Genomic DNA, 11,597 nt, shown 5'->3' with positions numbered 1-11,597 from the left:
AGTCCCACGACCTCGCCATTTGCGACCATCATCCACTGGCCGCCGGCGTAGCCGCCGCGATGCAAGTCCGCAGCCATGCGGCGGATGTGCGCCACGACGTACGCATCTTCGACGCCGCCGGGCGGCGACTGGAGCCCCGGGCGCACGCGCGCGTCGCCTCGAAGCATCGCCGCGAAATCGTCGTCGGTGAGTTCGAGCAGCGTCACGCCGGCCTTAGTGGCTCTTCACGCTCACTTGATAGACGGACTGGATGTCATTGTAGTCGGCTGCGGTGAGAAAGCGCTCGCCCGGGTGGCCGTCAAGCTTGATGCTGGGCGACGGGGGCGGCGGCGTGCCGGTCAGCGGGAACGGGTCGCGAACTACCGCCGCATAGAAACTGGTCGGTCTTGAGAAAATGTCGGCGTGGTAATAGACGGCGGTCAATACCATCGCGTTGTGCGACGAGAACACGAGCAGCGGCGTCTCGTCGGTCAGCTGAGCGATGAGCGACTTGAGGGCCGCGCGCGAGCCGCCGATCGGCGTCGTGAACAGTGCGGTCCCGCTTGTGTCGCTCGTCGAGTGGTCTACGCTGCTGGTATACGTGTGGTTGAGGTACGCAGCGATCTGGGCTGGCGTCAACGTGTCGGGCACGCTTGAGCCGAACAGCGTCGACAGGATGTCGGATTGCGAGATGCCGCCGCCGTAGAACGCGATGATCATCGCCATCGACGACGCCCAGCAGCCGGTCTGCGTCTGCGCGGTCTTGTAGGCCGTGTCCATGAGGCGCGATTCCACCTCCGCGCCGCAGACGTACCCGCCGCCCGGACCGTACACTTCTTTGCACGGAATCGTGCCGGCGGCTGCCGGCCGGCCGTGGCCGCATACCGCGGCCGCGACAGCGCAGCAAAGCACCGTCATCGCTTTAGCCCAACGCCGCATGGTTGTGGTCCCCCTCATATCTTCGAAAGCATAGCGCCGCGGTAGTAAAAGGAAAGGATGGCGGTGATGCCCAGGCCCTGGTCGGCCATGTCCTTGGCGCCCCATTGGCTCATCCCGACTCCGTGTCCGAACCCGGACCCCTTCACCACGAGCGAGTCGCCGTCGATCGCCAGCGACGCGATGCGCGTGCTCTTGACGACGTGTCGTCCCGCGAGCTGGCGAAAAAGCGGACCCGAGATGGTCCGCGCGCCGCCCGTCCCCGTGACCGTCACGCTGGTCAGCCGGCCCGACGCATCCGCGGGTCCGGGTGCGATCGCGGTGATTTCCCCGATATCGGCGACTTGCGCGCGAAACGCTTGTGAGAATGAACTGAGCGGCACGCTGGCCGACCACGACAAGTGCGGCGATTCGGCGGCGTACGGGTCCGGCTGTGCGAGCAGGTAGGGCTGCGGGTCGGACAGATTCGAGCCGTCGGCCGTGTAGCCGCCGTCACACGACGAGTAATACGCCTTCACCACATGATACTGGTATGTGAGCACCACGCCGCGCGTCGATTCGACGGCGTCGACCGATGCCTGCGTCTCCACGTTGACTCCGCCATAGGCTTGGTCTTGCTCTCCCGCCTTGACGTCGTAGCCCGGATATTCGTGCAGCGCGGCGCGGGCGACGGCATAGCTGCGCGAGGCGATCGCCTGTGCCTGCAGCGCGACTTCCGGCCAGGCCGGATCCATCTCCGCGCCGACGACTCCGTACAAATATTGCTCCAGGTCGAGCTCGTCGATGACGTCGAGCGTGCCGTCGTCGTCGCGCGAGATCCACACTCTGCCGCGATAGGTCCTTCCGTCGACCACGAGCGGCGAGTCCATGAGCGGCTGCGCGAGTATGCGCGATCCTGCGGGGACGACGCCGGCGAGGACCAGTCCTGCCGCACCGGGCCGCACCTCCATCACCGTCGTGATCTCAGGCTGCAGCAGCGGGGTTTGATCGCCGTCGGCGCCGCGCACGACGAGGCCGCCTTCGGACGCCACGACGGTTTGCAACTGGTGCGAGGCGAGCAGCACGCGGATGGTCTGCGCGTGCGCGGGGACGGCGGTCAGAAGCACGCAAGCGCAAAGCAAACCCGCGCTCAAGAGCGCGGGAGTACATCGGCGGTATTGGGAGATCATAGCAGGCGTGGCTGTTCGCTCCCGCTCAATCCGAGGTGCGCTTTGGCTTTGGCGGTCGCCCGGCGTCCGCCGGCGGTTCGCTGCAAGAACCCGATCTGGATCAAGAACGGCTCGACGACGTCGGTCAGCGTCTCTTCTTCTTCATTGACGCTGGCGGCCAGCGCGCTGATGCCGACCGGTCCGCCGCCGTACTGCACGACGAGCGCGCGCAGGAACGCGCGGTCGAGCGCGTCCAGCCCGAGCAGATCGATGCCTTCGAGCGCGAGCGCCGCTTGCGCGACGTCGCGGTCGATGACGCCATGCGCTTTGACCTGAGCGAAGTCGCGCACGCGCCGCAGCAGCCGGTTGGCGATGCGCGGCGTGCCGCGGGCCCGGCCTGCGATCTCGGTCGCTCCATCAGGCTCGACCTTCACGCCGAGGATCGTCGCCGAGTGCTCGACGATGCGGCGCAGATCCTCGGGCGTGTAGTAATCGAGATGCTGCACGATGCCGAAGCGCTCGCGCAGCGGCGCGGTCAGCAGCCCCGCTCGCGTGGTGGCCCCGATGAGCGTGAACTGCTTGAGGTTGATCTTGATGGTCTTGGCATACGCGCCGCGATCCACCATGAAGTCGATCGCGAAATCTTCCATCGCCGGGTACAGGAACTCTTCGACGACGTGGCTGAGGCGATGGATCTCGTCCACGAAGAGCACGTCGCCGCGTCCGAGATTGGTGAGGATCCCGACCAGGTCCCCCGGACGCTCGAGCGTCGGACCCGACACTTGATGGAACGTCGCGGCCATCTCGCGCGCCACGATGTTGGCAAGCGTCGTCTTGCCCAGCCCGGGAGGACCGTGGAGCAGCACATGATCGAGCGGTTCATCGCGCCTCTTGGCGGCCTCGATCGAGATCCTGAGGTTTTCGACGATGCCACGCTGTCCGACATAATGCTCGAAGCCGGCCGGGCGCAGCGTGACGGTGATGATCTGATCTTCGATCGACTCGGACGGAGCGACGAGCGGATGGCGCGCAGCGTCATCATCGCCCGCGGCGGCGACCGGCTTGCGGGGGCTCATCGCGTCTCACCCTCAGGTGCCGGCGCGTTCGAAGAACGCGCGACCACATCGTCGCCGCGCGTCCGACGATAGACCTCAGTCAACAGCTCTTCAGCGCTGCTGATCGAACCGTTGGCCGCCCGCGCTTCCTTTATCATGCGTTCCGCTTCGCCGCGTTTGTACTGCAGCTGCAAGAGCACGTCGAGCGCCTCGGCGACATGGTCCGGCTGTGCCGCGGCGTGCGGCGACTCGCCCTGGATCAGCCCGAAGCGTGCGACTTTGCCCTGCAGTTTCGCGATGATATCTTTGGCCTTCTGATCGCCGATACCCGGCAGGCGGCGCAGCGCGTTGCGGTCGCCATCGTCGATGTAGCGCGCGATCTCCGCCATCGGGCGCGCAAACGCGCGCACGGCGGTCTTCGGTCCGACGCTTGACACCGACAGCAGCGCCTCGAAGAACTCGCGCTCGACGGCATTGGTGAAGCCCACGTAGGCGGAGGTGCCGCGATTGCCGTCGATCGACAGATATGAGAACACCTCGAGGGCCACCGGTTTGCCGAGCTCGATCGTCACGAGCTTGTCCATCACGCAGCCGGGCACCATGACGTCGTACGACAGGCCGCCGACGTCGATGACCACCGATTGCTCGCGCCGCTCGCGCAGCTTGCCTTCGATCCGCGAGAACATCAGCGCGGGCGCCTGCCGTTGCGATGCGCACAAGCGAGCGCAAGTGCGAGCGCGTCGGTCACGTCAGAGGGGCGAGGCACGCTCGCCAGACGCAGCATTTGCACGACCATCCTGGCGACTTGTTCCTTGGAGGCGGCGCCGCTTCCGGCAATCGCCCGCTTCACGCTGGTGGCCGAGAACTCGACGACCTCCAAGCGAGCGCCTGCCACGGCGGCCAAGAGCGCGCCGCGCGCGTGCGCCATCATGATGGTGGTCTTCGGGTTGACCGCGCGTGCGAAGACCTCCTCGATGGCCACGATATCCGGATGGGTGGCGTCGATGAGCGCCGTCAGGCTTTCATTGATGTCGCCCAGACGCACGCTGAACGGCTGCCGCTGGTCGGTCGAGATCACGCCGGCCTCAACGAGCCGCACGACGCTGCCGCGGACTTCGATGACGCCGTAGCCGGTCGAGCGGACGCTAGGATCGATCCCTAAGACGCGCACGTCATCGCCCGATGATGAGATTCACGGCGTTGGTCGCCGGCGTCGTGCCGACCGGCGGATCGGTGCTCAAGACCTTCGCGTCCGTCGCCGAACCTGCGACGATGACGCGGTTTACGGTGTAGCCGTTGCGCTCGAGCACGCCTTTGGCCTGATCAAGCGGCATCCCGATGACGTTGGGCACCGGGATCGAGGGCGCCGAATTCGCCGGCGGCGAGCTTTGGGCGGGCGCTGCGGGGCTTGGTGCGCCGGCAGCCACGACGACGTCGATCGCCGCACCCTGCGTGACGCGCGCGAACGCGCCGGGCGTCTGGCTCACGACGGTCCCCGGCGGCTTGTCGGGCACGTCGGCCTGCACGACGTTGCCAATCGAAAGGCCCAGACCCGCAAGCGTTTGGCGCGCCGCGTCAAGGGTCTGGCCGACGAGCATGGGCACCTCGATCGCCGCCGGACCCGCGCTCACGTCGACCATCACGGTGCCGCCCGGCGCCAGGCTGCCGCGCTCGCTTGGATCTTGGCTGAGCACGATGTCGGCCGGGATGTTGTTGACCGCGACCTGTGAGTTGACCGCAAGCTTGAGCCCCAGTTTGGCCAACATCTTGCGCGCTTCGTCTTCGGTGAGCGAGACGACGTTGGGAACCGTGACCATCGCGGGGCCGAGACTCTCGCTCATGACCACCGTGCCGCCCTTGCCGAGCGGCGAGCCGGGCGCGGGGTTGGTCGCGGCGATGAGGCCCTGTTTGATGGTCGCGCTGTGCAATTTTGCCCCGACGCGCACCTGGAATCCCTGGGCCGCCAGGAACTCTTGCGCGTTGTTCGGCTCCTGACCGAGGACGTTCGGCACCTCGACCGTCGGCGGGCCGGTGCTGACCAGCAACGTCACCGTCTGCCCGGGGACCACACGTTGATTGAGGCCGGGCTCGGTGCCCGCGACCAGGCCCCCTTGCACGACCGGATCTGACCCTTGGCGGATCGCGACCGCGTCGATGCCAAGCGAATGAAGGGTCGCGATCGATTCGCCGATCGATTTTCCGGCGAGGTCGGGCACGCGCATGTCGTGCGACAGCGCTTGGCGCCCTGCGATGACGAGTGCGATCACCAGCGCGAGCGCGACGATGATGCCGGCGTACGCGAGCATCCGGCCGGCGCGCCATGCCGGCAGCGCGGCCGGCGCCGGCAGCTCGAGCGGTTTCGCTCCGGCTTCGACCATCGTCTGCCGCGCGCGGCGGCGCAGGACCTCAGTGGGAGCATCCGGGCCCGCTTCTTCTTCTGCGTCCTCGTCGTCTGCCGGCCCGCGCACGATCTGGCGCAGCGCCGCCAGCACTTCGCCCGCGGACCCATAGCGCTGTTCCGGCTGCTTGCGCAACAACCGCGCGATGATGCCCGCGAAATGCGCGCTGATCTCGGCGCCTTTGCTGCGCGCATCCGGCGCAGGATCGCGCACGATGGCATCCGCGAGCGCGTCTGAGTCCACGCCCGTGAACGGTCGAACGCCGGTGACCATCTCGAACAGCAGCACGCCGACGCTGTACAGATCGCTCGCCTCGGTGACGCGATCGCCGGTCAGCACTTCTGGTGCGCAGTAGGGCAGCGAACCCAGGACTACGTCTTCCGCTTGCGCGCGGTCCACGAACGCGGAGTCGTCGACTGCGTGCGCGATGCCGAAGTCGGCGACCCGCACGACGTCCTCGCGGGTGATCAAGATGTTCGACGGCTTGATGTCGCGGTGAAGCAGCTCTTGGCGGTGTGCGGCCGCGAGTGCGGCGCATATCTGGCGCGCATAGCGCACCGCGACCGATTCGGGCAGCCTTCCCTGGCGCGCGATCAACGTGGCCAGCGTCTCGCCCGGCACGTACTCTTCGACGATGTAGTGGTCGCCATTGACCTTGCCGACGTCGTAGGTGGTGACGATGTTGGGGTGCGAGAGCTTCGCCGCGGCCTGCGCCTCGAAGTCGAAGCGCTCGACGAAGGCGGCGTCGGCCGAATACGCGGGGCGTAGCACCTTGATCGCGACTTGACGGCGCAGGATGAGATCGTAACCGCGGTAGACCACGGCCATGCCGCCCTCGCCGATCTTGGCGTCGAGCCGATAGCGCTCGTTGTAGATGACGTCGGCCATTATTGTCGGTACAGCTTCAATGCGTCGGCGAGTATGGCGCGGGCGATGGGCGCGGACACCGTGCCGCCGTAGCCGGCATCTTCGACGATCACCGCGACCACAAGACGGGGATGCTCGGCGGGGGCGAAGCAGACGAACCACGCATCGGGCGGCGCGCCCGTGTGCGTGCCCGTGCCGGTCTTGCCCGCGACCGTCACCCCGGGGATTCGCGCCGCGGTGCCGGTACCATTGCGGACCACCGCGATCATCATCGTGCGCACCTCGTCGGCTGTCGTCTGCGACATGACGCGCTCCCACACCACCGGCGGCACGTCGACGCTGTGTCCGCCGCCGCCGTAGCGGAACTGCTTGACCAGCTGGGGACGCATCATGACGCCGCCATTGGCGATCGTCGAGGCGACCAACGCCATGCGCAGCGGCGTCACCGCCAACCCGCCTTGGCCGAACGACATCTGCGCCAGTTCCGAGGGCGAGACGCTCTCCTTGGGCGGCACTTCATCGCGTGCGGCGGGCACCGCGACCTGGGGGTCGTCGCCGACGTGGAAGCGGTGCAGGTAGTCGTAGAAACCGTCCAACCCGAGGCGCAGGCCGATCTGCGCGAAGTCGACGTTGCTCGAGAGCGCGAAGGCGTTGATCATGTCCTGCGTGCCCGTGATCTCGCGCTTGTCGTTTTCGACGCGGAACGGACCGATCGAGAAATAGCCCGGATCGACGAACGTGTCGGTGGGGACCACGACGCCGCTGTCGAGGGCCGCGCTGGCGGTGACCATCTTGAACGTCGAGCCAGGCGGGTACAGGCCCGCGAACGCGCGATCGAGCAGCGGCGAGTTCGGGTTGGAGCGCAACGTCCTCCATTGGACGTTGAGCGTGTTGGGGTCGAACGTCGGGCGGTTGACGGCGGCCAGGATGGCGCCGGAACGCGGATCCATCACGATCGCCGCACCGCGCACGTCGGGAGGCAGCGCGGCGTCCGCCGCCCGCGCGATGTCGGCGCGCAACGTGAGCACGACATCGCCGCCCATGCGGGTCGACGTCTGGCCGTTGCGCCTGAAGAAGTCGCTGACGTCGGCGCCGCCGGCAGACTGAAGCGGTGCGGCGAGGACGGAGTCGAGCGCCGATTCAAGACCAGACTCGCCGTAGAACGGCGACGAGTAGCCGACCAGCTGCGCGAGCGCGGGACCGGCGGGATACACGCGCCGGGTCCCCTTGGTCAGCGCAAGGGCGGCGCCGCTCGCGTCGAGCAGCGCGCCGCGGAACTCATTGGTCAAGCTGCGCCGCGGGTTGCCCGCGCGCTGCGCGATCGACGTGCGCTGGATGATCTGCACGCGCACCTCTTGCACCGCGAGCAAGACGAACAGCGCGATGAAGACGAGGACGATGCGCCCGAGGCGCCTGCGCATGGCGTTCACCTTAGGCGACGGTGAGACCGGTCCGCACGAAGTCCTGCAGCGAGCGCACTTCGATGCGCTCACCGCGGTCCGCGCCGAGCGCGACCAGCAGCGCGCGCACGGTATCGAGCGAGGTCAGACAGGCGATGCCGGCTTCGACCGCTGCGCGCCGGATGCGGAATCCGTCGCTTTGCGCCATCGAGGTCTGGGCAGCGTCGTTGATGACCAGATCGACGCCGTTGGCCGCGATCAAATCGATGCAATGCGGCGACCCTTCCGCGATCTTGTTGACGCGCGTGGCGCTGACGCCATGGCTATGCAGCAGCTGCCACGTGCCGGGGGTGGCGTAGAGCTGGAAGCCGAGCTCGACGAAGGCGCGCGCCACCGGCAGCGAGCGCTGCTTCTCAGCATCGGAGATCGACCACAGGATGCGGCCGCCCGGCGGCGGCGGCGCGATGCCCGCGCCGAGCAGCGCGCGCAGCAGCGCACCCGCGAACGTCGTGTCGATGCCCAGCACCTCACCGGTGGACTTCATCTCAGGTCCGAGCATGGTCTCGACCCGGCGCAGCTTCGAGAACGAGAACACCGGCATCTTGACGGCGACGAAGTCGGGATGCGGCAGCAGTCCGCGATCCAAGCCCATCTCCTTGAGCGTGGCGCCGAGCGCGATGCGCGTGGCGGCCGCGACCAGCGGCACGCCGGTGAGCTTGGCGATGATCGGCACGGTCCGGCTCGCACGCGGGTTGGCCTCGATCACGTAGAGTTTGCCTTCGTAGATGATGTACTGGACGTTGATGAGGCCGCGGATGCCGAGCTCTTTGCAGAGGCGTTTGGTGACGTCGGCGATGCGCGCTTCCATCTCCTCGCTGATGTTCTGGGTCGGGTAGACCGCCGTCGAATCCCCTGAGTGGATGCCGGCTCGCTCGACATGCTCGAAGATGCCGGGGATGATGATGTCCTCGCCGTCGAAGGCGGCGTCGACCTCGACTTCGGTGCCCGCGAGATACTTGTCGACGAGCAATGGCGCGTGCGGCTGGATCGGCGGGGCGCTTTCCGCATACGCCGCGAGCTGCGCTTCATTGTAGACGATCTCCATGCCGCGTCCGCCAAGCACGTACGACGGCCTCACCAGGACAGGAAAGCCTATCTCGCGCGCGACTTCGCGCGCTTTGCGGAACGAGAGCGCAGTCCGTCCTGCCGGCCGCGCGACGCCGAGCTTGGCCAGCACCGCGTCGAACTTCTCGCGATCCTCGGCCAGATCAAGCGCGTGCTGGTCGGTGCCCAGCACGTTGACGCCGCGCGCCGCCAGATCGCGCGCGAGATTGATCGGCGTCTGCCCGCCGAAGGTCAGCAGCGCGCCCCGCGCGCCGGTGGCGCGCACGGCGTGTTCGACCTCGTCCACGGCCGGCGGTTCGAAGATCAGCACGTCTGAGATATCGAAATCGGTCGAGACGGTCTCCGGATTGTTGTTGACCATCACCGACGCCACCCCGGCATCGTGCAGGGCCCAGGCCGCGTGCACGCACGAGTAATCGAACTCGATGCCTTGGCCGATGCGGATCGGACCGCTGCCGACGACGACCACGGACTGGCGGTCGGGCCGGCGCAGCTCGTCCTGCTCGCCGATCGTCGCGTAGTAGTAGGGGGAGCGCGCCGGGAATTCGGCGGCTGCGGTGTCGACGATGCGGTAGGCCGTCGCGGTCGAGGCGCCGCCGGCGGCGGCGACATCTTTGCGCGGCACGCCGCTCAGGCGCGCGATCGTCGTGTCGGCGTAGCCGGCTTGCTTGGCGTCTATCACGGTCGAATGAATTCGACCGCTCCATGCATCTTTCGCGGTTGGTTCGTCGGGCTCTCGGAGCGCCGTTTCGATCTCGACCAGCTCCTTGAGCTCCCATAGCCAGAACGGATCGATCGAGGTCATCGCGGCGATGGCGCCGGGTTCGCGGCCGCGCCGCAGGCATTCGGCGACGGCGAAGAGCCGTTCGTGCGTCGGCGCGCGCAAGACGTCGTCGAGCTCGTCGTCGCTCCACTGCTGCAGCGACCAGCCGGTCAGACAATCGCGACCGATGTCCAGGCCGCGCACCGCCTTGATCATCCCTTGGCCGAACGTGCGCGCGATCGCCATCACCTCGCCGGTCGATTTCATCTGCGTGCCCAGGCGCGCGTCGCCGAGCGGGAACTTGTCGAACGGCCAGCGCGGGATCTTGACGACGCAGTAGTCGAGCGCCGGCTCGAACGCGGCGGTCGTCACACCGGTCACGGGGTTGGTCAGCTCCGGCAGCAGCTTGCCGAGCGCGATCTTCGTCGCGATCTTGGCGATCGGATAGCCGGTGGCTTTGCTCGCGAGCGCGGACGAGCGCGAGACGCGCGGATTGACTTCGACGATGTTGTATGCGTCGCTGTGCGGGTCGAGCGCGAACTGGATGTTGCAGCCGCCCTCGACCTTCAGGTGGCGGATGATGTTGATGGCTGCGGCGCGCAGGCGGTGATAGTCGCGATCCGAGAGCGTCTGCGAGGGCGCCACGACGATCGAATCGCCCGTGTGCACGCCCATCGGGTCGATGTTCTCCATGTTGCAGACGATGATACAGTTGTCCGCGCTATCGCGCAGCACTTCGTATTCGATCTCTTTCCAACCGAGCAGCGAGGTCTCGAGCAGCACTTGGTGGACGATGCTCGCGGCCAATCCTGAGCGCAGGTAGGCGCGCAGCTCGCTCGCATCGTGCGCGATGCCGCCGCCGGTGCCGCCCAGCGTGTACGCGGGGCGCACGACCAGCGGGTAGCCCGCGCCTTGCGCGAACTCCAAGCCTTGTTCGACGCTGCGGACGATGGCAGACTCGGGCACCGGCTCGCCGATGTCGAGCATGGCCTTCTTGAACAGCTCGCGGTCTTCGGCGAGGCGGATGGTGCGCAGCGGCGTGCCGAGCAGCCTGACGCCGTGGCGCTCGAGGGCGCCGCGATCCGCGAGCATCACCGCGAGATTGAGCCCGGTCTGTCCGCCGAGGGTGGCCAGCATCGCGTCCGGGCGCTCGCGTTCGATGATCGCTTCGACGTGCGCGGGCACGAGCGGCTCGAGGTAGACCGCGTCGGCCATCTCCGGATCGGTCATGATGGTCGCCGGATTCGAGTTGACGAGCACGACGCGGCAGCCTTCTTCTCTCAGGGCGCGGCACGCCTGAACGCCCGCATAGTCGAATTCGGCGGCCTGGCCGATGACGATGGGCCCCGAGCCGATGACGAGCACGGTGCGCGGCGTCAACGGGTTCCCTCGGGTTTCGCACGCGCGCTTCGCAGGCTGGCGACGAAATCGGCGAACAGATGGCGCGCATCGGTCGGCCCGGGCGACGCCTCGGGATGGAACTGGACTGATTCGATCGGCAGGGTGCGATGGCGCAGGCCCTCGTTGGTGCCGTCGTTGAGGTTGATCATCGTCTGCTCGACGCCGGCCGGCAGCGACGCGGGATCCACCGCGTAGCCGTGGTTTTGCGCGGTGATGATGACCTGTTTGCCGTCGAGCTGCTGCACGGGCTGGTTGCCGCCGCGATGGCCGTACTTCAATTTATACGTGCGCGCGACGAGCGCCAAGGCTAGCACCTGATGACCCAGGCAGATGCCGAACGTCGGCAGCTTGCCGTAATCCACGACGCGGCGCAGCGTGTCGATGACGCCGGTCAGCTCGGCCGGATCACCGGGACCGTTGCTCACCACCAAGCCGTCCGGCTTCAACTTGAGCAAGTCCTCGAACGACGCATCGAACGGCGCTTCGATGACCTCCGCGCCTGCCGCCGCCAAGCAGTCCGCGAT

Annotated in this window: 10 protein-coding genes; all 10 read right to left on the bottom strand. The window is 67.4% G+C overall.

What is annotated here, in order from left to right; all coding sequences use genetic code 11:
- The coding region (locus VKF82_05100; GenBank protein HME81432.1) for a hypothetical protein at positions 1-206 on the bottom strand (206 nt) is incomplete at its 3' end.
- A 7-nt stretch (positions 207-213) separates the two neighbouring features.
- On the bottom strand, positions 214-918 hold the full coding sequence (locus VKF82_05095) for a papain-like cysteine protease family protein (GenBank protein HME81431.1): 705 nt from the start codon (positions 916-918) through the stop codon (positions 214-216).
- A gap of 14 nt (positions 919-932) precedes the next feature.
- Positions 933-2,021 carry a SpoIID/LytB domain-containing protein gene (locus VKF82_05090; GenBank protein ID HME81430.1) on the bottom strand — a complete coding sequence of 363 codons (1,089 nt, stop codon included), beginning with the start codon at positions 2,019-2,021 and terminating at the stop codon, positions 933-935.
- Positions 2,022-2,080: 59 nt separating this feature from the next.
- On the bottom strand, positions 2,081-3,139 hold the full coding sequence (ruvB, locus tag VKF82_05085; protein HME81429.1) for a Holliday junction branch migration DNA helicase RuvB: 1,059 nt from the start codon (positions 3,137-3,139) through the stop codon (positions 2,081-2,083).
- The gene (gene ruvA / locus VKF82_05080; protein HME81428.1) at positions 3,136-3,804 is read right to left on the bottom strand and encodes a Holliday junction branch migration protein RuvA; all 669 of its coding nucleotides are present in this window, start codon (positions 3,802-3,804) and stop codon (positions 3,136-3,138) included. The genes ruvB and ruvA overlap by 4 nt, the downstream gene beginning before the upstream one ends.
- Complete coding sequence (ruvC, locus tag VKF82_05075; protein HME81427.1) at positions 3,804-4,289, bottom strand: crossover junction endodeoxyribonuclease RuvC; 486 nt, start codon at positions 4,287-4,289, stop codon at positions 3,804-3,806. Before ruvC ends, ruvA begins: the two co-directional genes overlap by 1 nt.
- Before the next feature lies 1 nt (position 4,290).
- Positions 4,291-6,405: a Stk1 family PASTA domain-containing Ser/Thr kinase gene (gene pknB, locus VKF82_05070; protein ID HME81426.1), complete on the bottom strand. Its 2,115-nt coding sequence runs from the start codon at positions 6,403-6,405 to the stop codon at positions 4,291-4,293.
- A complete protein-coding gene (locus VKF82_05065) occupies positions 6,405-7,805 on the bottom strand; it encodes a penicillin-binding protein 2 (GenBank protein ID HME81425.1) in 1,401 nt (466 codons plus the stop codon). Before VKF82_05065 ends, pknB begins: the two co-directional genes overlap by 1 nt.
- A 10-nt stretch (positions 7,806-7,815) precedes the next feature.
- Positions 7,816-11,052, bottom strand: coding sequence for a carbamoyl-phosphate synthase large subunit (gene carB, locus VKF82_05060; protein HME81424.1), 3,237 nt, complete (start codon positions 11,050-11,052; stop codon positions 7,816-7,818).
- A partial coding sequence (locus tag VKF82_05055; GenBank protein HME81423.1) for a carbamoyl phosphate synthase small subunit occupies positions 11,049-11,597 on the bottom strand: 549 nt, incomplete at its 5' end. The genes VKF82_05055 and carB, both read right to left, overlap by 4 nt.

This window comes from Candidatus Eremiobacteraceae bacterium, from assembly GCA_035314825.1.
In the GTDB taxonomy this organism is placed as follows: Bacteria; Vulcanimicrobiota; Vulcanimicrobiia; order Eremiobacterales; family Eremiobacteraceae; genus JAFAHD01.
Note: the sequence above shows the minus strand (reverse complement) of the source record. Positions and strands in the feature narration are given on the sequence as shown.

Bases quoted from the DNA above. Each gene is read 5' to 3' on its own strand.
- ruvA (HME81428.1), bottom strand. From the start codon at position 3,804: ATGTTCTCGCGGATCGAAGGCAAGCTGCGCGAGCGGCGCGAGCAATCG.
- ruvB (HME81429.1), bottom strand. From the start codon at position 3,139: ATGAGCCCCCGCAAGCCGGTCGCCGCCGCGGGCGATGATGACGCTGCG.
- pknB (HME81426.1), bottom strand. From the start codon at position 6,405: ATGGCCGACGTCATCTACAACGAGCGCTATCGGCTCGACGCCAAGATC.
- VKF82_05065 (HME81425.1), bottom strand. From the start codon at position 7,805: ATGCGCAGGCGCCTCGGGCGCATCGTCCTCGTCTTCATCGCGCTGTTC.
- VKF82_05095 (HME81431.1), bottom strand. From the start codon at position 918: ATGCGGCGTTGGGCTAAAGCGATGACGGTGCTTTGCTGCGCTGTCGCG.